General features: G+C 43.2%; 19 protein-coding genes and 1 pseudogene. All 20 read left to right on the top strand.

Annotated elements, in window-relative coordinates; all coding sequences use genetic code 11:
• Window positions 1-109 precede the first annotated feature (109 nt).
• The 20 genes and pseudogenes from AAEY93_RS15685 to AAEY93_RS15595 all read left to right on the top strand — a co-directional run bounded on the left by AAEY93_RS15685 (window position 110) and on the right by AAEY93_RS15595 (window position 20,431).
• Complete coding sequence (locus AAEY93_RS15685) at window positions 110-874, top strand: gamma-glutamyl-gamma-aminobutyrate hydrolase family protein (protein ID WP_351078198.1); 765 nt, start codon at window positions 110-112, stop codon at window positions 872-874.
• 2 nt (window positions 875-876) lie between these two features.
• Window positions 877-2,232, top strand: coding sequence for a glutamine synthetase family protein (locus tag AAEY93_RS15680; protein WP_124012285.1), 1,356 nt, complete (start codon window positions 877-879; stop codon window positions 2,230-2,232).
• A 97-nt stretch (window positions 2,233-2,329) separates the two neighbouring features.
• Window positions 2,330-3,730 carry an aspartate aminotransferase family protein gene (locus tag AAEY93_RS15675; protein ID WP_351078194.1) on the top strand — a complete coding sequence of 467 codons (1,401 nt, stop codon included), beginning with the start codon at window positions 2,330-2,332 and terminating at the stop codon, window positions 3,728-3,730.
• A 255-nt stretch (window positions 3,731-3,985) separates the two neighbouring features.
• Window positions 3,986-5,086 carry a polyamine ABC transporter substrate-binding protein gene (locus tag AAEY93_RS15670; RefSeq protein WP_351078191.1) on the top strand — a complete coding sequence of 367 codons (1,101 nt, stop codon included), beginning with the start codon at window positions 3,986-3,988 and terminating at the stop codon, window positions 5,084-5,086.
• Between the two features lie 159 nt (window positions 5,087-5,245).
• Window positions 5,246-6,382: a polyamine ABC transporter ATP-binding protein gene (potA, locus tag AAEY93_RS15665; protein ID WP_351078188.1), complete on the top strand. Its 1,137-nt coding sequence runs from the start codon at window positions 5,246-5,248 to the stop codon at window positions 6,380-6,382.
• Window positions 6,379-7,278 (top strand): ABC transporter permease subunit, encoded by a 900-nt coding sequence (locus AAEY93_RS15660; RefSeq protein ID WP_101034470.1) that lies wholly within the window; start codon window positions 6,379-6,381, stop codon window positions 7,276-7,278. Before potA ends, AAEY93_RS15660 begins: the two co-directional genes overlap by 4 nt.
• Window positions 7,275-8,090: an ABC transporter permease subunit gene (locus AAEY93_RS15655; protein WP_101034471.1), complete on the top strand. Its 816-nt coding sequence runs from the start codon at window positions 7,275-7,277 to the stop codon at window positions 8,088-8,090. The genes AAEY93_RS15660 and AAEY93_RS15655 overlap by 4 nt, the downstream gene beginning before the upstream one ends.
• A gap of 207 nt (window positions 8,091-8,297) precedes the next feature.
• A complete protein-coding gene (locus AAEY93_RS15650; protein ID WP_351078184.1) occupies window positions 8,298-9,584 on the top strand; it encodes an NAD(P)/FAD-dependent oxidoreductase in 1,287 nt (428 codons plus the stop codon).
• A gap of 68 nt (window positions 9,585-9,652) precedes the next feature.
• Complete coding sequence (gabD, locus tag AAEY93_RS15645) at window positions 9,653-11,101, top strand: NADP-dependent succinate-semialdehyde dehydrogenase (RefSeq protein WP_101034473.1); 1,449 nt, start codon at window positions 9,653-9,655, stop codon at window positions 11,099-11,101.
• 11 nt (window positions 11,102-11,112) lie between these two features.
• A complete protein-coding gene (gabT, locus tag AAEY93_RS15640) occupies window positions 11,113-12,387 on the top strand; it encodes a 4-aminobutyrate--2-oxoglutarate transaminase (RefSeq protein ID WP_124012281.1) in 1,275 nt (424 codons plus the stop codon).
• 76 nt (window positions 12,388-12,463) lie between these two features.
• Window positions 12,464-12,724, top strand: coding sequence for a hypothetical protein (locus tag AAEY93_RS21290; protein WP_502959562.1), 261 nt, complete (start codon window positions 12,464-12,466; stop codon window positions 12,722-12,724).
• Window positions 12,725-12,834: 110 nt separating this feature from the next.
• Window positions 12,835-12,909 (top strand): annotated as a pseudogene (locus AAEY93_RS21285) (methyl-accepting chemotaxis protein); the annotation flags it as partial.
• A 69-nt stretch (window positions 12,910-12,978) separates the two neighbouring features.
• Entirely contained in the window at window positions 12,979-13,638 is a 660-nt protein-coding gene (locus AAEY93_RS15630) for an RluA family pseudouridine synthase (RefSeq protein WP_351078211.1), read from the top strand.
• Between the two features lie 107 nt (window positions 13,639-13,745).
• The gene (locus AAEY93_RS15625; RefSeq protein WP_124012277.1) at window positions 13,746-14,468 is read left to right on the top strand and encodes a DUF599 domain-containing protein; all 723 of its coding nucleotides are present in this window, start codon (window positions 13,746-13,748) and stop codon (window positions 14,466-14,468) included.
• Between the two features lie 328 nt (window positions 14,469-14,796).
• The gene (locus AAEY93_RS15620; protein WP_351078178.1) at window positions 14,797-16,137 is read left to right on the top strand and encodes a tyrosine-type recombinase/integrase; all 1,341 of its coding nucleotides are present in this window, start codon (window positions 14,797-14,799) and stop codon (window positions 16,135-16,137) included.
• A gap of 3 nt (window positions 16,138-16,140) precedes the next feature.
• Entirely contained in the window at window positions 16,141-16,635 is a 495-nt protein-coding gene (locus AAEY93_RS15615; RefSeq protein ID WP_351078175.1) for a hypothetical protein, read from the top strand.
• Window positions 16,636-16,721: 86 nt separating this feature from the next.
• On the top strand, window positions 16,722-16,922 hold the full coding sequence (locus AAEY93_RS15610; RefSeq protein ID WP_351078172.1) for a hypothetical protein: 201 nt from the start codon (window positions 16,722-16,724) through the stop codon (window positions 16,920-16,922).
• A 2-nt stretch (window positions 16,923-16,924) separates the two neighbouring features.
• Entirely contained in the window at window positions 16,925-17,929 is a 1,005-nt protein-coding gene (locus AAEY93_RS15605) for a DUF7146 domain-containing protein (protein ID WP_351078169.1), read from the top strand.
• The gene (locus tag AAEY93_RS15600; RefSeq protein ID WP_351078166.1) at window positions 17,926-19,617 is read left to right on the top strand and encodes a DUF927 domain-containing protein; all 1,692 of its coding nucleotides are present in this window, start codon (window positions 17,926-17,928) and stop codon (window positions 19,615-19,617) included. The genes AAEY93_RS15605 and AAEY93_RS15600 overlap by 4 nt, the downstream gene beginning before the upstream one ends.
• A 232-nt stretch (window positions 19,618-19,849) precedes the next feature.
• Window positions 19,850-20,431 (top strand): hypothetical protein, encoded by a 582-nt coding sequence (locus AAEY93_RS15595; protein WP_351078163.1) that lies wholly within the window; start codon window positions 19,850-19,852, stop codon window positions 20,429-20,431.
• Window positions 20,432-21,727 lie beyond the last annotated feature (1,296 nt).

Genomic DNA, 21,727 nt, shown 5'->3' with positions numbered 1-21,727 from the left:
GTTTTTATCCTCAGTTATCCTCTTGCCTAGCTAAAAAAATCCGTGTAGTGTGTGAAAAAATGAACACGTAAATGATAAGTTCATCACTATTCTTTGCTTAAGGTGAGATATGTCTCAGTCAGGTCTTCCTCTTATTGGGGTAGTAGCGTGCAATCAGCAAATTGGTCTGCATCCATTTAACATCGTGGGTGAAAAATATTTGTTGAGTGTGGTCAATGGCGCGAAAGGGTTCCCTTTGGTGATCCCATCACTTGGTGTCGATTTGCCCATTGACGCTATTCTTGCTCGTCTCGACGGTATCCTTTTTACGGGCTCACCATCGAATGTTGAACCTCACCATTACCAAGGTCCTATTAGTGAGGACGGCACTCATCACGATCCTAAGCGTGATGCAACAACCTTACCGCTGATAAAAGCCGCCATTGATGCAGGGATCCCCGTATTCGGTATTTGTCGTGGTTTTCAAGAGATGAACGTGGTGTTCGGCGGCAGTTTGTATCAGAAGCTACATGACGTTGGTAAATATATTGAACACAGTGAAGATAAGAAATCCCCATTAGATGTGCAGTATGGTATTTCGCATCAAGTTAATCTCGTTGCGGGTGGGCTCCTTCACGATGCATGGGGCTGTGACACTGCAGAGGTTAACTCTGTTCATACTCAAGGCGTGGAGCGCCTAGGTGAGGGGTTGCAGCCAGAAGCATTTGCTCCAGACGGATTAGTGGAAGCATTTTCTGTTAAAGATGCTAAAAATTTTGCATTAGGTGTCCAATGGCATCCTGAATGGAAAGTAACCGAAAATGCATTCTATACTGCAATTTTCGAAGCATTCGGACAGGCCTGTAGACATCATGCGGCAACACAAGTGAGATAAAAATGGATAAGTTAATCGCTTTTTTAAAAGACAAAAAAATTACCGAAGTAGAATGTGTTATTAGTGATATGACAGGGATTGCGCGCGGCAAAATTGCCCCAGTGGATAAGTTTGTCTCAGAAAAAGGCATGCGTTTACCTGAGAGCGTATTACTGCAAACGGTCACAGGTGATTTCATTAATGAGGATGTTTATTATCAACTTCTTGATGATGCTGATATCGATTTTGTCTGCGTACCAGACGAAAATGCGGTGTTTATGTTGCCATGGACCGTTGAGGCTACTGCCCAGGTCATCCATGATTGTTATGATCGTATGGGCAATCCCATTGAATTATCACCGCGTAACGTGCTGAAGAAAGTCCTTAAGCTTTATGAAGATAAAGGTTGGCAACCGGTTATTGCACCAGAAATGGAGTTTTATCTCACCAAACGTTCTGACGATCATGACTTACCGCTTAAGCCGCCTATTGGGCGTTCTGGTCGCCCAGAAGCAGGACGTCAGTCTTTCTCTATCGACGCCGCTAACGAATACGATCCACTGTTTGAAGACATGTATGATTGGTGTGAAATCCAAGGGTTAGATATTGATACCTTGATCCATGAAGACGGTCCCGCGCAAATGGAGATTAACTTCAGCCACGGTAATGCATTGTCATTAGCCGATCAGGTGTTCATTTTTAAGCGTACATTGAAAGAAGCTGCCTTAAAACATGATGTTTGTGCCACCTTTATGGCTAAGCCCGTTACCGATGAGCCTGGCAGTGCCATGCACATTCACCAAAGCGTGCTTGATATTAAAACCGGTAAAAACATTTTCACCAAAGAAGATGGCACTCAAAGTAAATTATTCCTTAGTTATATTGCAGGGTTACAGCAGTACATTCCTGAATTGTTACCGTTAATGGCGCCAAGTCCTAACTCTTTCCGTCGCTTTTTGCCAGGCACCTCTGCGCCAGTAAATCTTGAATGGGGTGTTGAAAATCGCACCTGTGGTTTACGTATTCCTGAATCATCGCCACAAAATCGTCGTATTGAAAACCGTATCCCGGGTGCAGATGCTAACTGTTATCTCTCGATTGCTGCCAGCTTATTATGTGGTTATATCGGTATGGTTGATGACTTAAAACCTTCTACACCTGTGACAGGTAAGTCGAACGATAGCCGAACAAATAATGACAACTGCTTACCTTTGACCTTAGAAGAAGCCTTAGTGGCCATGCAAAGCAGTGATGCCTGTATTGAGTATTTAGGTCAATCTTTTACCACGGGTTTTGTGGCGGTAAAACAAGCGGAGCTTGAAAACTTTAGACGGGTGGTGAGTTCGTGGGAACGTGAGTTCTTATTACTAACAGTGTAATGATGGTTGAGCCCGTTGGCTCACACTATGAATGTTTGTGGATAACAGCAGATAGCAGATACATACGGGTTTGCTATCTGCTTGAAAGGATATAAGTATGACAAACCCATTATCGACAGATGCGATGAAGCAGCAGCACAAGCTTGAGCGTCTGCAAACTGCAGACAAACAGCATTTTATTCACCCATTTACCGATTCAAAGGGGTTAGCCCAAAAGGGAACCCGGGTGATAGAGCGGGCAGATGGGGTGTATTTGTGGGATGTCATGGGTCATAAACTGCTGGATGCCATGGCGGGTTTATGGTGTGTCAATGTGGGCTATGGTCGGCAGTCTATTGTGGATGCCGCCAGCCAACAAATGCAGAAATTGCCTTTTTATAATAGTTTTTTTCAATGCTCCCATCCTCCTGCTATTGAGTTAGCTCAAAAAATTGCTTCGCTAGCACCGGCTCACATGAATAATGTCTTTTTTACGGGGTCTGGTTCTGAGTCAAACGACACCAATTTACGCATGGTGAGGCGTTACTGGGATTTAAAAGGCAAGCCGAGCAAGAAAACCATCATCAGTCGGGTGAATGCTTACCATGGTTCAACCGTTGCGGGTGCCAGTTTAGGCGGCATGTCGGGCATGCATGAACAGGGGGATTTACCTATTCCTGGTGTGGTGCATATCGCGCAACCTTATTGGTATGCCGAAGGTAAAGATTTATCTGTGGAAGCGTTTGGATTACAAACAGCACAGGAATTAGAAGCTAAAATTATTGAATTAGGCGAAGACAATGTAGCGGCTTTTATTGCTGAGCCTTTTCAAGGTGCGGGTGGAGTCATTATTCCACCGTCAACTTATTGGCCTGAAATAAAACGTATTTTAGCCAAATACGATATTTTATTTATTCTTGATGAAGTGATTAGCGGTTTTGGTCGCACGGGTAAATGGTTTGCGTCAGAGTATTTTGATTTACAACCGGATCTTATTTCTATTGCTAAAGGCATGACGTCGGGTTACATGCCAATGGGCGGGGTGATTGTGTCAGACAAAGTGGCTGACGTAATCAAACAAGATGGTGGCGAGTTTACCCATGGTTTTACCTATTCTGGCCATCCAGTTGCCGCGGCGGCGGCATTGGAGAATATTGCGATTATTGAGCGAGAAAAATTAGTTGAACGTGTGGCTAATGATACTTCGGCTTATTTACAGTCGCGCTTACAACAATTAGCTCAACACCCATTAGTGGGTGAGGTGCGCGGCCTCGGCTTGGTCGCGGCCATCGAGTTAGTTAAAGACAAATCGTTACGGCAGCGGTTTGATGCCGACCTAGGCGTGGGAACCTATTGCCGCGATGCGTGCATCACCCACGGTTTAGTGATGCGTTCAGTCGGCGACACCATGATTATTTCGCCGCCGTTGACCATCAGTCATGCTGAAATTGACGAGCTAGTCACCAAAGCGACGCATGCGCTAGATGATACTTATCAGTATGTAAAAGCGCTTAAATAAGGTTCAGTCACTGAATGGTGATTGTTTTATCGTGATTTTATAACCCAATGCATTGCAAGGATCTAATCATTGAAAATGTGTTGATAACATTCATATTGAAGGGAAAAGCGATGTTGTTGTAACCATACCGATGCATAGTTAAGTTGTAGCATTGGATAATTTCTTTCATTAGAAAGAAGATTTTACACGCTAGCAAGACCTAGCGAAAAAAAGAATGTCAGTGTCATGCTGACCATTATCCAACAGGGAGAAAGTATGAAGCTACTAACCAAACTATCCACATTGGCCTTAATTACCGCAGGTGTGTTTGCCAGCACTGCGATTCAGGCCGAGGAAGTGGTTAAAATGTACAATTGGTCGGATTATATTGCCGAAGATACCCTAGCCAACTTTGAAAAAGAAACCGGTATTCGTGTTATTTATGACGTGTTTGATAGTAATGAAGTACTTGAAGCGAAATTACTTTCTGGCCACAGCGGTTATGACATAGTGGTGCCGTCTAATCACTTTTTAGCTAAGCAAATTAAAGCGGGTGCTTTTCAACAGTTAGATCGCGCTAAGTTGACTCATTATGCCAACTTAAAGCCTGATTTAATGAAGCAGTTACAAAAAGCCGATCCGGATAACGAGCATGCTATCCCTTATTTATGGGGCACTAACGGCATCGGCTATAACATCGACAAAGTCAAAGCCGTATTAGGTGAAGATGCACCATTTGATTCTTTAGAGCTTATTTTTAATCCAAAATACGCCGAAAAGATTGGCTCATGTGGCTTCTCAATGCTTGATTCAGCCGACGACATGTTACCTCAAGCACTCATTTATTTAGGCTTAGATCCTAATAGCAAAAATGCAGCTGATTATCAAAAAGCCGCCGAAGTATTGGAAAAAGTGCGTCCTTACATCACTTACTTTCATTCATCGCGCTATATTTCTGACTTAGCCAACGGTGATATCTGTGTTGCGTTTGGTTTCTCTGGTGACGTGTTCCAGGCGGCCGCACGTGCTGATGAAGCGGGTAACGGCAATAAGATTGGTTATTCTATTCCAAAAGAGGGCGCCAACTTATGGTTTGATATGTTGGCCATCCCAAAAGATGCCACTAACGTAGATAACGCCCATAAACTGATTAACTATCTGCTTCGTCCTGAAGTGATAGCCCCTATCAGTAACTATGTTGCTTATGCTAACCCTAACGTCCCTGCACAAGCATTTGTTGACGACGCTATTCGTAACGATCCTGCCATTTATCCACCACAATCAGTAATTGATAAATTATACATTGGCGATATTCGGCCATTAAAAATCCAGCGTGTAGTCACACGTGCTTGGACCAAAGTGAAGTCAGGTCAATAATCCAACTCACTGGCCCCCAGGGCGAGAAGCCTCGCCCTGTTTTTATAGCAGTATTGATGTATTTATTGGCTCATTTAGCCACTTAACAGATTGTTACGCGTGCCCTAAAACAGGCTGTTCTGTTGCGGTACGCATACTCCAAAAAGGCGGAGCAGTATTATGGTAAACACCTCGGGCGTCACCAATAAACCAACCACAAAGACGCAAGATAACGTACTGCTTAGGATTGATCGCGTCAGCAAACTTTTCGATGATGTGCGTGCGGTAGACGATGTATCGCTTACCATTAATAGTGGCGAAATATTTGCGCTGCTGGGCGGTTCAGGTTCAGGTAAATCAACCTTACTACGTATGTTAGCGGGTTTTGAAAAGCCAAGCGAAGGGCGTATTTTTCTTGATGGTGTCGACATTACTGATCTACCACCCTATGAGCGTCCGATTAATATGATGTTCCAGTCGTATGCCTTATTTCCGCACATGACGGTTGAGCAAAATATTGCATTTGGACTCAAGCAAGACAAAATGCCCAAAGCCGATATTGAAGTGCGCGTCAAAGACATGCTTAAACTGGTGCACATGGAAAAATACGGTAAACGTAAACCGCATCAGTTATCGGGTGGACAACGTCAGCGTGTCGCTTTGGCTCGCTCGTTAGCAAAACGGCCCAAATTACTATTACTCGATGAACCTATGGGCGCGTTAGATAAAAAGCTACGTACTCAAATGCAGCTAGAAGTGGTCGATATTTTAGAAGCGGTAGGCGTAACGTGCGTAATGGTGACCCATGACCAGGAAGAAGCCATGACCATGGCCGGACGCATTTCGATTATGCATGACGGTTGGATTGCCCAAACTGGCAGCCCTATGGACATTTACGAGGCGCCAGCCAGCCGCATGGTGGCTGAATTTATTGGTACGGTTAATTTATTTGAAGGTGAAATCATTGAAGATGAAGTCGATCACGCGATGATTAAGTCGCCGACCTTATCGCAGCCATTTTATATTGGCCACGGTATTTCAACCAGCCTAGAAAATAAAAATGTATTTTTGGCCTTACGCCCAGAAAAAACCATTATTAGCCGTCAGAAGCCCGAACGTGAATATAACTGGGCTCATGGCGTCGTTCACGACATTGCCTACCTTGGTGGCTTGTCGGTGTATTACATTAAGTTAGAAAACAACCAAATCGTTCAATGCTCAATGATTAACCGTGAACGTCGCTCCGATAACCCTACATGGGGAGACGAGGTTTACATCAGTTGGGAAGACACCAGCGGGGTTGTATTAAACTCATGAAGAATCCACTGAAGCTATTCAAAGGTCGTTACCTCACCATGGGAGTCCCTTACCTGTGGTTGTTGCTGTTTTTTGCCTTACCGTTTGCCATTGTATTAAAGCTGAGCTTTTCGACTGCAGCGATTGCCATTCCACCTTACGAGCCAACGTTTAATTATGTTGATGAGGCGCTCAACATATTTGTCAATCTGGGTAACTATTTATTGTTACTTCAAGATTCGATGTATTATATGGCTTACCTCTCATCATTAAAAATTGCCTTTATTGCGACCCTTGGGTGTTTAGTCCTTGGTTTTCCCATGGCTTACGCGATTGCCCGCGCCCCGGTAAAAATACAGGCGGTATTGCTGCTTCTGGTGATGTTACCGTCGTGGACTTCATTTTTGATCCGCGTTTATGCCTGGATGGGTATTTTAAGTAACAACGGTTTAATTAATAATGCCTTGACCTGGTTAGGGGTAATTTCAGAACCGATTCAAATGCTCAATACTAATTTTGCGGTGTACATAGGTATTATTTACGCTTACCTGCCGTTTATGATTTTGCCACTTTATGCCACCTTGGTGAAATTAGATTTAAGCTTAATTGAAGCGGCTTCAGACTTAGGCTCCAGCAGTATTAATACCTTCTGGAAAATTACCCTGCCATTATCTATGGGAGGGGTCATAGCCGGTTCTATGTTGGTATTTATTCCTGCAGTAGGTGAGTTCGTTATTCCTGAATTGCTCGGTGGCCCTGACTCATTAATGATTGGTAAAGTGCTGTGGCAAGAATTCTTTAATAACCGCGACTGGCCAGTCGCTTCATCATTAGCGATTGTGATGCTGGCGTTACTGATTATCCCGATAACCTTATTCCATCGTTATCAATCACGTAATATGGAGAACGCGGTATGAAGAAGTTAAGTTTCTCTAAAGTGATGTTGTGGGTGGGTTTACTGTTTTTATATGCACCAATGCTTATTTTGGTCATTTATTCATTTAATGACTCTAAATTAGTGACTGTGTGGGGTGGTTTTTCTGCTAAATGGTATGGTGAGTTATTTGAGGATCAGCAAATACTCAATGCCGTCTGGACCAGTTTACGCATCGCCTTTTACAGCTCTACCATGGCGGTGATTATTGGTACGATGGCGGCCTTTGTGATGACTCGTTTTCGTCGGTCATGGGCTAAGTTAACCTTGTCTAACATGATCACCGCGCCTTTGGTTATGCCTGAAGTGATCACCGGTTTATCCTTGTTACTACTATTTGTACAAATGTCAGAGACCTTTGGCTGGCCTACTGAACGTGGCATGTTTACGGTGTGGATTGCCCATTCCACTTTCTGTGCCGCTTATGTGGCGGTGGTGGTGTCGTCAAGACTGCGGGAAGTGGATTTGTCGATTGAAGAAGCTGCAATGGATTTGGGGGCAACGCGATTAAAAACCTTCTTTTTGATCACTATCCCTATGATAGCGCCATCACTTATCGCCGGCTGGTTATTATCATTTAGCTTGTCATTAGATGACTTAGTGATTGCCAGCTTTACCTCAGGGCCGGGTTCTACAACCTTGCCTATGGTGGTGTTTTCGTCAGTGCGTTTAGGGGTTTCACCTAAGATTAACGCGCTAGCGACGATTATTATTTTAGCCGTGTCTTTGGTGGCCTTCTTGTCTTGGTATTTCGCGCGTCGGTCGGAGATAAAAGCTAAAGAAGCGATGGAATAATAGCGTTGAATAAACAGATTATAGAAGCCACGCTGATGTCAGTGTGGCTTTTTATTTTTCAGAATTGATTTAAGGTATTCAGGCGACATAGGTGTTTAATATATTCAACAAAGTGTCAAAAATTATATGATAAATGCTAGTGTTTAAATTTGCTTAAGTGTAGGATGAGTGAGTTGTATTACGCTGTAAACCTATAAAGGAAGTGCTATGCCTGCCACACCTCATGCTAGTTCATATTATGCTGCATCGGCTAATGATAAAGTTGAGCGTCCTCGCTTAGGATCTACAATTGAAACAGATGTTTGCGTTATTGGCGCAGGATATACTGGCTTGTCTTCTGCGTTACATTTATTAGAAAGCGGCATGAAAGTGGTGGTGCTTGAAGCGGCAAGAATTGGCTGGGGAGCCTCCGGTCGAAACGGCGGCCAAATAGTCAATTCTTTTAGTCGTGATATTGATTCTATTGAAGGCGTTGTCGGCAAAGAGCAAGCTAAGTTATTTGGTCAAATGGCGTTCGAAGGTGGTCAGATTATCCGTGACCGTATTGCCAAATACAACATTGATTGCGACTTAAAAGACGGTGGTGTTTTTGCCGCCATGAATGCCAAGCAAATGGGCCATTTGCAGAGTCAAAAATCATTGTGGGAAGCTCATGGTCATAACAACCAATTGGAGTTACTCGACCAAGATGGCATTCGCAACGTAGTCAATACTGATATTTATGTCGGTGGTTTACTCGATAGAAGCGGTGGACATATTCACCCGCTAAACCTTGCTTTAGGTGAAGCCCGTGCAGTGGAATCCCTCGGTGGACTAATTTTTGAAGATTCAGCGGTCATTAAAGTGGATGACGGTGCATCGCCGGTTGTACACACAGCACAAGGCCAAGTTAACTGTAAATATGTGGTGGTTGCTGGTAATGCGTATTTAGGTAAATTATTGCCAGAGCTACAAGCTAAATCCATGCCTTGTGGCACTCAAGTGATTACCACTGAGCCATTATCCGATGAAATGGCGGCGAGTCTACTGCCGCAAGATTATTGCGTTGAAGACTGTAACTACCTATTAGATTATTACCGACTTACTGGTGATAAACGCCTTATTTTTGGTGGTGGCGTGGTTTATGGTGCTCGCGATCCGGCCAACATTGAAGCCTTGATTATGCCTAAGTTATTAAAGACCTTCCCGCAATTGAAAGGGGTTAAGGTTGATTATGCGTGGACCGGTAACTTTTTAATGACCTTGTCGCGCCTTCCCCAAGTGGGCCGCATTGGTGACAATATTTATTACTCCCAAGGTTGTAGCGGTCATGGTGTTACCTATACTCATTTAGCGGGTAAGCTCATAGCCGAAATGCTCAATGGCCAGGCCACACGGTTTGATGCCTTTGCGGCGTTACCTCATTACCCTTTCCCGGGTGGACATGCACTACGAGTGCCATTTAGTGCGCTAGGTGCGTGGTATTACACCCTTAGAGATAAATTTGGTATTTAACCTACGTCGAGTGCGGGTAGATAGAGTACGAATAGGTTGAGTACAGCGAGTCAGTTTAGGAGAATATTGTGGAATTGAACGATCCAAGTTTATTACGTCAACAGTGCTACATTAATGGGCAATGGCGTAATGCCGATAATGGCCAAACTATTGCGATAGCCAATCCAGCAACCCATGAAGTCATTGGCCATGTCCCAGTGATGGGCAGTGCTGAAACGCTTGCGGCAATCGATGCTGCACAAGCAGCACTCCCTGCCTGGCGTGCATTAACGGCTAAGGATCGTGGCCAAAAGTTGCGTCGTTGGTTTGAGTTAATCCATCAACATAGCGATGACTTAGCGTTGTTGATGACCACAGAGCAAGGCAAACCGCTTGCTGAAGCCAAAGGTGAAGTGGGTTACGCAGCATCCTTTATTGAATGGTTTGCAGAAGAAGCCAAACGCATTTATGGCGTGACGATCCCTGGGCATCAAGCGGATAAACGCATTACGGTGATCAAACAACCTGTAGGGGTTACCGCGGCAATTACACCATGGAACTTTCCTGCGGCAATGATTACCCGTAAAGCGGCTCCAGCGTTGGCGGCGGGTTGTACTATGGTCGTGAAACCTGCGCCACAAACGCCGTTTACTGCACTGGCTTTAGCCGAACTAGCTGAACGTGCTGGTATTCCTGCCGGTGTATTGAGCGTGGTGACCGGTGACTCAATCGCCATTGGTAAAGCCATGTGTGAAAGCCCTATTGTGCGTAAGTTGTCGTTTACGGGCTCAACGCCAGTAGGCATTAAACTGATGGAGCAATGCGCTCCTACGTTAAAGAAATTGTCACTTGAACTGGGTGGTAATGCGCCATTTATTGTGTTCAACGATGCCGATATAAATGCCGCTGTTGAAGGCGCAATGATCGCCAAATATCGCAATGCCGGTCAAACCTGTGTCTGTGCCAATCGCATTTATGTGCAAGCGGGCGTTTATGATGAGTTTGCTAAACGTTTGGCCGTGGCGGTGACTCAGCTCAAAGTAGGTTTAGGTACTGACGCTGGCGTGACAACAGGGCCATTAATTAACGCAGATGCAGTGGCAAAGGTGCAGCGTCATTTAGATGATGCAGTAGCAAAAGGCGCGCAGATTATTGCCGGTGGCAAACCTCATGCTTTAGGTGGCTATTTCTTCGAGCCGACCATATTAACGGGCGTGAATCGTGAGATGTTAGTGGCAACCGAAGAAACCTTTGGTCCGTTGGCCCCCTTGTTTAAGTTTGATGAAGTGGATGATGTGATTAAGCAGGCTAATGACACTGAATTTGGCTTAGCGGCGTATTTTTATGGCCGTGATATTTCGCTAGTGTACAAGGTCGCTGAAGCTTTGGAATACGGCATGGTGGGGGTTAACACCGGATTGATCTCGACAGAAGTGGCGCCTTTTGGCGGCATTAAATCATCTGGATTAGGCCGCGAAGGGTCTAAGTTTGGTATCGAAGAGTACCTTGAAATGAAATATATCTGCATGTCAGTTTAAGAGAGCAGGCTATGACTAAAACAAATGATGGACTAATGGCACGGCGCCAAGCGGCAGTGGCACAAGGTGTAGGGCAAATTCACCCAATCTTTACTGAACGTGCTCAAAACGCCACAGTATGGGATGTTGAAGGTCGTGAATATATTGATTTTGCCGGTGGTATTGCGGTACTTAATACTGGCCATTTGCATCCTAAAGTTAAAGCGGCTGTGGCAGCACAGTTAGATGCATTTTCACATACTTGTTTTATGGTTTTGGGTTACGAAAGTTACATTAGCGTATGTGAAAAACTTAACCATTTAGTGCCGGGTGATTTTGCTAAAAAAACGGCCCTATTTACCAGTGGTTCAGAAGCGGTTGAAAACGCGGTTAAAGTCGCTCGTGCTTATACTAAACGTGCAGGCGTTATTGCGTTTACTTCGGGTTATCATGGTCGAACCATCGCTGCGCTAGCATTAACCGGCAAAGTGGCACCTTATAGTAAAGGCATGGGCTTGATGTCTGCTAATGTGTTTCGGGCTGAGTTTCCATGTGAAATGCATGGCGTGTCTGAAGATGATTCGATGGCATCAATTGAACGCATTTTTAAAAATGATGCAGAGCCTGCAGACATCGCCGCCATTATTTTAGAACCGGTGCAAGGTGAGGGTGGTTTTTACGCGGTTACACCATCATTTATGAAACGCTTACGTCAATTGTGCGACAACCATGGCATTGTATTGATTGCCGATGAAGTCCAAACCGGCGCGGGACGTACAGGTACCTTTTTTGCCATGGAGCAAATGGGCGTTGCTGCAGATATTACTACGTTTGCTAAGTCGATTGCCGGTGGTTTCCCACTGTCTGGTATTACCGGTAAAGCCGAAGTGATGGATGCCGTCACTGCCGGTGGTTTAGGTGGCACTTATGGTGGTAGTCCTATTGCTTGCGCTGCTGCATTAGCGGTGATCGAAGTGTTTGAAGAAGAGCAATTGCTTGCCAGAGCCAATGATGTTGGTGCCATGTTGAAGTCTGTTTTAGGCGATATGCAGGCTAAATACTCGCAGATTGCTGAAGTGCGTGGATTAGGTGCGATGATTGCTGTCGAGTTGATGGAAGATGGTGAGCCTGCGCCTCAGTACAGTGCTAAGATTTTAGCCGAAGCCCGTAACCGTGGACTGATTTTACTGTCTTGCGGCACTTACGGTAACGTTATCCGCGTATTGGTACCGTTAACGGCTCCTGATGAGCAAATCCATGCTGGGCTTGCCATTATGGATGCGACATTTAATAGTGTCTTCAATTAAATTTATCCTGATCTAGTCGTTTCGATAACATCCCGCATTAAGCGGGATTTTTTTTAATCCATGGTTTGGTTGAATATTGAGGGTTGTTGGCGATCGTTCACGACCACAAAGCATTAGGTCGGCAGATATTGCCAAACATACTCGTGAGAGTTTTAATCGACAATATGGCGAAATTAAAAGTGGCGTCACCGCGGTCAATCAAATGAGTGCCACCGCGCTTGAAGTGGCTAAAGCCTCTAAGCAAACTGTGATGGAAACGGCAATGGAAACAGTAACAAAAACAGTAATGGAAACAGGGTCAATGATGGTCAATGTGAAAGAGGTCAGACGCGTTTAAGCCAAGCCATGGTGTTTGTTGAAGGTATGTCGACTGATTCGGCTCAAGCTCAATAAGCTGTGGGCATGGTATCCCACAGCAGCGCCAATATTAGCCGTATTGTAGAGGAGATTAGTGCTATTGCTGAGCAGACTAACCTATTAGCGTTAAACGCAGCTATTGAGGCTGCCAGAGTGGGAGAACATTATCAAAGGTGGCTTATCGGCCACCTTTTCTATTATCATCTTGGCTTAGATAGTTATTACGAAGATATTATGGCCGAATTTATTGCTCCTCCCTGCGATGGGGTCATTGAAGTATTATACCAAGATGAACATCTACTGCTGATCAATAAGCCGACAGGATTATTGAGTCTCTCAGGTAAAAATCCATTAAACAAGGATTCTGTACACTACCGTTTAGTGCAAGATCACCCCTCGGCAACGTTAGTGCACCGACTCGACTTCGGCACCTCTGGCATCATGCTGGTGGCACTCAATAAAGTGGTCAATGGATTATTAACTAAGCAGTTTCAGCAGCGCACTATTACCAAAAGCTATACCGCAGTGTTATATGGTGACTTGCTTAATGATTGCGGTGATATTGAATTACCAATAGCCAAAGACAGTGATCATTTCCCGTTAATGAAAATTTGCCACGACAGCGGCAAACCGGCTCACAGTCAATACCAGGTTATTGAGCGACATCAACAAGGATTATCGACGCGGGTGACATTTACCCCAATCACAGGGCGAACCCATCAATTACGTTTACACAGTCAGCAAATTGGTCATCCTATTTTAGGTTGTGATTTGTACCATAATGAACATTCGCAGCAGATGTCGAGCAGATTGATGTTACATGCCAATGAATTATCGTTTACCCATCCTATGACGGAACAAAGGATTAATGCTGTTTGTCCAAGTCCATTTTAACGAGTTAGCTATTTAGTTATTTGGCTCTTTAGATAACAAACTGATTTGAGCCTGATGATAACTGATGCATAATCTATCTATTTTTCTTCTTACATAGGTGAATCAGCATGGTGATTTCATGGTTAGATGCGCTGGCTTTAACGGTATTTTTAGTCAGTTGGTTAGGCTATACCAGTTTTGCTCGTCGTAAAGCAAAAACCACCAATTGCATAGCGCGAGTGATGCATCAACAACGTATTCATTGGATGTCACAGGTGATTGCCAAAGAAATACGCGTGGCTGAAGCGGCGTTATTAGCTAATTTAGAACGCAACATTGCCTTTTTTGCTTCTACAACCTTACTGATACTTGCCGGGGTATTAACGCTTTTTTCTCAAGTTGAAAAGCTTGAAATTGTTATTGGTTCTATTCCCTTTACTGCATCACCTAACCATGCTCTGGTACAAGTCAAACTAGCTCTTTTAGCTGGGATTTTTGTGTTGGCTTTTTTCCAATTTACTTGGTCCATGCGTCAATATGGTTTTGTTAATATTATGATTGGTGCTGCGCCACTGGATAAAACCGGTACCGATAAAAATATGCTCGGCTATGCAAGGCAAATGGCGGTCGTACAAGATCAAGCTGCTCACTCATATAACTATGGCTTACGTTCTTATTATTATTCTATGGCAGCATTGTGTTGGTTTATGCATCCCGGGATGTTGATTTTTGCCAGTTTATTCGTGGTATATACCTTATATCAACGGGAATTTAATTCCCGCGCGGTGCAAGCTATTACTCTTGCACAAGCACATTTAGAGCAAGACCCTGCGTATAGGCTGAATGAATAAAGCGGAGTTACAACGAATTTCAGACACAAAAAAGCCCATTTTTCAATGGGCTTTTTTGTTTTCTAATTGGTGGCCCCTCCCAGACTCGAACTGGGGACCTGACGATTATGAGTCGTTAAAACATAGCATTTTTCTATATTGTTCAACATTTCAAAACTAAATATAAACAGCGATTTAACTCCAAAACCCATTGCTGGCGTGTTGTTCTGAATTGATATATATTTACATCAATCTGATCCCTATTTGATCCCTAACCTGATCCCCAGGGGTAGAACAACAAATTTCAGCCACCTGAATAGCAATAGCTGGTAAGTAGAAGGAGCGAAAAATGACTGTAAAGGATGCTAGCGCAAAATCAAATCGTATAAATTTTACAGCTGATGTTGTTAGGAAGTTTTCATGTCCTGATGATAAGGCTGAAGCTTACTTGTGGGATATTAAAACACCAGGCTTAGGTATTAGGGCAAAGGCGTCAGGTAATCGGGCTTATATATTCCAAGGTACCGTGAATGGGAAAACCCGTCGAAGTCGGATTGGTGCAGTTGCCGATTATGATATTGACCAAGCTAGAACCGAAGCAAAGAGACTAGGTGTTTTAGCGAGTCAAAATATAAGCCCTGCCAAAGTAAAAAGAGAAAAGGCTGCTGCCGAGTTAGCTGAAGAGCAGGAAGTAAAAAGAGGTCAGGTCACATTTGGCCAAATTTGGACTGACTATATAGCGGCTAATAAAAATGACTGGGGCGAAAAGCATTATAAGGATCATCTCAAGGCTGTGCAGGTGCCTGGCTTACCTTGGGCTAGAGGCAAAGGTAAGGTCACAAAAGCCGGTTGCCTCTACCCGCTAATAAATGCCAAGTTGGGTGAGTTAACTGCAAGTGTAATTAAGGGGTGGTTAGATAACGAGAATAAAACCCGACCAGGGGTTGCCGCGCAAAGCTATCGTCTACTGTTTGCTTGTCTAAGTTGGTGTACTGAACAACCAGCTTATGTTGGTTTGATTGATGTAGTAGCTTTAAAAAGTAAAGCTGTAAAAAAGACGGTTACTAAGTTAAAGCCGCGTGACGATCTATTACAGAGAGAGCAGTTGCCTGCTTTTTTTAATGAAGTGTTAAAAATTTCAAATCCAGTAATTGCAGCTTATATTCAATCTTTGCTGTTGACGGGCGCGCGGCGCAATGAGCTATTAGGGCTGCAATGGTCTGACGTTGATTTTAAATGGAATAGCTTAACCATACGTGACAAAGCAACTAGCAAAGGAAATATTGCCGGAGTACGAGTTATTCCATTAACACCATACGTCGCCAATTTGCTAAATCAGTTACCTCGCCGCAATCAATGGGTTTTCTCGAGTCCTATAGGTAAAAGTGGCAAGTTGGTCGATCCTCGTAAAAGTTTTGGACCAGCTATTATTGCTGCAGGTATAGAAGATTTAACATTACATGGTTTACGCCGAAGTTTTTCTACTTTGTCGGAATGGGTAGAAGTTCCCACAGGGGTAGTGGCGCAAATCATGGGGCATAAACCCAGTGCAACTGCTGAAAAACATTACAAACATAGACCGTTAGATTTACTGCGTTTATGGCATGAGCGAATAGAAGCATGGTTTTTAGAGCAGGCAGGCTTGAACTTACCAGTCAACCAAACTTTAAAGAAACTTAGTGTGGTATAAAATATGTTTAACTTAAAAAAAACAACCGCTGAAGAGCTGGCCGAATTAGAAATCAAAATGTTCAATGCCTTAGCTGAAGCTGGAGATAAATTAAACGAATCAGAGGATAAAGATTACCCTATTAATCGTAGGCATGATCTTTATAACGAATATATAAAATTGAAAAAAGAGTTTGAGCGACTAGCAAATAAGGCTGATGGGATTGCAGAAGTCAGAAGGCCAACCAAAGGTGCAGCATACTCGCTAGCGCAATATTATCTAAATGAATATCCAACAGGTTCGCTTACCGTAACAAGCACAGCTGTTCCATCCCTTTTCAATTTTTCTAAAGAATTGGAAAGTAAAATAATTGAAACACAATCAGGACCATTAGAAATAGAGAGAGTTGGTCATAGCACCAGTATTGAAATGGCTATAAATGGCAACATTTCAGAGGAATACACATTAAGTATGCTCAAAACGGGTTTTACAAGAGCCAAAAGAGACATTAAAAAATAAAAAGGGATCAACCAAGGATCAACTTAGCTTATCTGATCCTATGCCCCTCATAAGATGCTCATACCAAACAACATAGGAGAATTGGTATGAAGTCGCATCAAACATTAGCAATACATTTATCCACAGAACAACTGGCTGACACTATTCATGGTCAGCCCAGCACCATCCGTACTCGCTTATGTAAAACCGGTAGTTTTTACGGTATTAAGCCCATCAAGTTACCCACCGGACGTTTGCTTTGGCCTGCTGACGCAGTACAAGCGCTATTAAACGGTAAGGAGTGCTAATCATGAATAAGCCAACCTTTATGAAAGCCGATGCAGCATGCCGTAGTTTGAATTGGGAACAAGTATTCAGGAGGTTCTTTCCTGAACTAAAGCTCAATACAACGCATCAACCATGCCCCAATTGTGGTGGTAAAGACAGATTCCGATTATTTAGTGATTGGCCTGAAACAGGTGCTTCCATTTGTAATCAATGTGAGAGTTGCGATGGTATCGGGCTCTTAATGAAAAGTTTGAATATGTCATTTCACTGCGTGATGCGCTTGGCGCTCGATGAATCATTACCAGCAGTAAAGCCTAAACCGATAGTTAAACCTAAACAGCAGAGTACCGACGGTAGATATCGATACCTTAAACAATTCATTCAGAAGGGTAAGCCACTGCAATTGTTTGAGCGAAACCCTGTCACACAATACATGATTAATAGAGGGCTAGGTTCGCTAATTGAGCGGGGTGAGGAACCTGATAATCTTTATTATGCTAAAGATGTACTTTACAAACATTATGGTGAACGGTCGCAACGTTTTGGGTGTTTATTAGCGGCGTTACATGATGTAGACGGCAACTTAATTGGTGGACATAGGATTTATTTGAGCGCCGATGGGCAGAAAGCTGCAGTTAGTACACCTAAAAAAAGCTTACCTCCGATATTTCCAGGAGCAATGAATGGTGCTGCGGTGCGCTTATTTCCGGCAAAATATTCTTTATGTATCACAGAAGGTATTGAAACCGCTCTGGCTGTGCGATGCATGCGGCCTAACTTTCCTGTATGGGCAACTTTAACCACTGGTGGGATGAAAACGCTCCGATTACCTGCTGAGATTTGCGACGTACATATCTTTGCTGATCACGATAAAAATGGAGCAGGTATAGAAGCTGCTAATCATCTTAAGGCTCGCCTGATCAAAGAAGGTCGCCAAGTTACAGTACATTGCCCTTCTAAGTATTTACCTGTTGGCATTTATGGTGACTGGTTGGATGTTTGGTCCGCGATTGGGAGCTTAGCATGAAAAATGAATTGTTACTGGAAGAAGTTACAGGCGTTACTGACGTTACATTTAATGGAAACAGTCATTTAGCTGCAGTAACTAGTTCGACGCTCGCTAAAGCAGGCGTTACGTTACCTAGTGAAGAACAGCGTCCATGTTATCGATGTTATAACGAGTCATTCAGAGTTAGCGGAAAACGCTATGATGCCGGTCTCTATTTTCATGGCTGCACAGAAAACAACCGCAGCAAGCAAAGTCTTGACCAATGGTTGTGCGCTCCACTTGAGGTTGTTGCTATGGCTTCAGATTCAGGAACAAGCTATTCAAAGTTGCTTAGTTTTGTTGATGTAGAGGATAACAACCGCGAGTTTTTACTCCCCATGCAAATGCTTAAAGGGCAAGCAGAAGAACTAAAGGGAGAGTTCTTGGATATGGGGCTCAGCCTTGAATTGCGTCGTTTCAATTTGTTGCGAGATTACATTAATAAAATGAAACCAAAACGCAGAGTGAAGCTTGCACAAAAAACAGGTTGGGCCGATGAAAACAGTTTTCTTTTACCAAATGTGGTTATTGGCTCCGCTGATTATATGCTCGCCTCTAGCCCTTATAGTAGTGCTGATTATGGCGTTGATGGAACTATGCAAGATTGGCAAAAGGAAGTGGCCGCTTATGCAAAAGACAATACTTGGTTGGTTGTGGCCATTGGTTCTGCATTGGCTGGTCCCTTATTATCAAAGCTTGAGCTTAGCAATGGTGGTTTTCATGTGTATGGTGATTCGTCCATAGGAAAGTCTACTATTAGCCGAGTTGCTTGCAGCGTATGGGGATCACCAGACAAATTTATTAAAACCTGGCGTGCGACTGCTAATGGGCAGGAAGGAGTCGCAGCAAGTCGCAATGATACATTATTGGTCCTGGATGAGATTGGTGAATCTGAGCCTGCTGAGGTGGGTAAGATAATTTATCAACTTGGTAACGGGCAGGGGAAAATACGGGCAGACAGACTTGGAGGAATGAGGCCCGTGCAAACCTGGCGTTTAATGTTGTTGTCTAATGGTGAATACCCCATCGAAGCAGTGCTGCAGTTAGCCCGGCAGCAAATAAAAGCCGGTCAACAAGTGCGCTTAACATCTATAGCTGCCCAGCGTCAGTATGGTTGTTTCGATACACTGTTTGAATTTGAAAAAGGTGCCGAACTTGCGGATCATCTAAACTATGCATGCAACAAACATTACGGCCACTTAGGAACTGCATTTGTACGCAAGTTGGTACAACATCATACTGAAGATTTGAAGAAGGATTTCTCTGATGTGCTGGTGTCATTCAATACCTTTCATGGCCAGGCTGGGCGAATTGCTAAGCGGTTTGCCGTTGTCGCTTTTGCTGCCGAGTTAGCGGTGCGATGGCAATTACTGCCATGGGAGAAAGGGCATGCGACTCAACTTTGTCAGCAATTACATAAAGAGTGGCAAAGTACCCAACCCACTGGTAGCCATGAAGATGAAGCCATAATCACAGAGCTGGTCGATTATATTACCCGATATGGTGATACACGGTTTAGTGCACTCAATGATGTTGAACATCGTGCAAATCCTCGCAGTGGCTATTATGAATTTATAAATGAACAATGCGTTTATTACGTGGTCAGTTCAGGTCTTAAAGACATTTTCCCAGGAAAAGACGCAAAACGGATTGTAAAAGCGTTATGACAAGCGCAGTTGTATGTTCAGACTGGCACAAAAGAAGCTGCTTTGGTTAAGCGCATTCATGGTCAACCCATAAAAGTGCATGCTTTGCGATTACCTAATGTATAACTGGATGATGTTGAGCATATATGGTTTTTGTAACGTGTAACGCCAGTTACGTTTGTTACGTCTAAAAATAATGCTAGTGAGTTAGGTGGTACTTTTCAGTTGATTTCGGTAAATCTGGAGCGAATTTATGGGTGGCTTTGGAAGTGGAAGGCGACATGATAGCAATGCAGTTACATCATCCTACCTATGTATTGATGTGGCCGATTTAAAAAAATCAGGCGCTTTAACCAATGGTTGTCAGTTTACTTTGCAGTTTGAATCAGAAAATTGTGAAGTGAACGGTGAAACAGAACAAGGTTTAGTGTGGTTTTATTATGCTGTACTGCAGGGCGATAATTATAAGGACGAAGTTTATAGTGTTCCATTAACTTATACGGCAGGGCAGTTCGGTGGCGAGAGGCCATGGTTTATGTGTCCCTACTTGCATTGCGACAAGCGAGTTAAGAAACTTTACATAGCAGATCGACTTGGCTGCAGACATTGTTTGAAATTAAGCCATCAAAGTAAGAATGAAAGCCGTTCAGATCGTATGGCGCGCAAAGCTGATAAAATCCGTGCGAAATTGGGATGGCGACTAGGCATACTATACTCAGAAGAATCTAAGCCAAAAGGTATGCACGAGAAAACATACCAGCGCTTGTTGGTGACATATCGTCAATTTAGAAGCATTGCCATCTTGGCAATTGCGGATGAAAATCAGATATCATAAAATAATGGGAGTGCTCAAAACCTCTTTTGTTTCAGTAAAATGTTCAACAGAGGAATGACTATTAGCCCCTTTTTACTTCGAATAAGCCCTGCATGCGGGTAAAGCCTTTTGGGCAAATATAGTATCTTAGGTTCGCTGATTAAATTGCTCACCGAAGCAGCGCTTAATGCCGAATTTGGACACTATTTCTAGAACGAGCTGCAGGCTAGCTGCAAAAATAGCAGAACCATTATGAATATTAAGCATCGATCAGGAAATTTTCATCTTAATACCCTCGTAAGCCGTTAATAAACTAACATATCAATAACCGTATGTTTTGATAAAATGTCTTTTTAAGCGGAATGACTATTAGCCAAGCACAGCAATCAGCTCACAGAACATCTGTTATTGAACAAGAGCAGTAGAGCCTATTTATTCATCCATTTGTTATGAAATATACATTGCGAAAGGAGCTGCTGAAACTTGGCAGTTATTTCAAATTGCACCTCTCAATGAGGCTTATGCTGTCAGGGCGAGACCGCGAACGTGTTATGAACAAATCGAGTGTGTTTATCAAACTACATTTGTTCGGAATGTTATCACTTCATGAATGATTGGAAGTGATTCTATATTGAAACCATTCATGGTGAGCAAAAAATACACACTCATGCGGTTGCCCTGCTTATGCTATTTTACCATTACAAGGGATATCAAAATTCCTGCTATGGAAACATCTTGAGCCTTTATTTTAAGCAAAATCACACGACCGTAACTTAAAATCAATGGCGAGATTAAACCGCGCCAATTCTTTAAGCTAATCTTCAAATTCTAGGTTTCTGCGGATGCCAGATATCCTTGAGTTGGAATGCTTTTTTCTGCCCAATGTATTTGCCTTTTTTCAAACTACTTTAATGTTGCTTATAACTTTATCAAAAAAGTAATAAAAGTAAGACATAAGTCATAGTCTTATGAGTCTTGAGTGATATCATTTATTAGATATATCATAGAAAAAATTATCCAATGACACTGACTGAATAAGCTTTTTTGAAATAATTTGAAGCTTTACACTGTAATGACATTCTCGTCCATGCGTACGAGTACATGTTGGTTCAATTTGTTCTTGCCTATGGTAAATAAATCAGATGATGATAATTTTTGTCTATTTTGAAGATATCTCACCTTCGCCAAGTTTATTGTGTGACGATGACTAGGTGCATGTAGATATCAAAGAGGCATGTCGTGTGTAAGGTGGCGATTTAGCCGTTGAAATAAATCAAAAAGTTACCGGTAGTGTCAGTTATGTCAATAAAAGCTTAG

This window comes from Shewanella sp. CAL98-MNA-CIBAN-0140 (genome assembly GCF_040309905.1).
Lineage (GTDB): Bacteria > Pseudomonadota > Gammaproteobacteria > Enterobacterales > Shewanellaceae > Shewanella > Shewanella psychromarinicola.
Note: the sequence above shows the minus strand (reverse complement) of the source record. Positions and strands in the feature narration are given on the sequence as shown.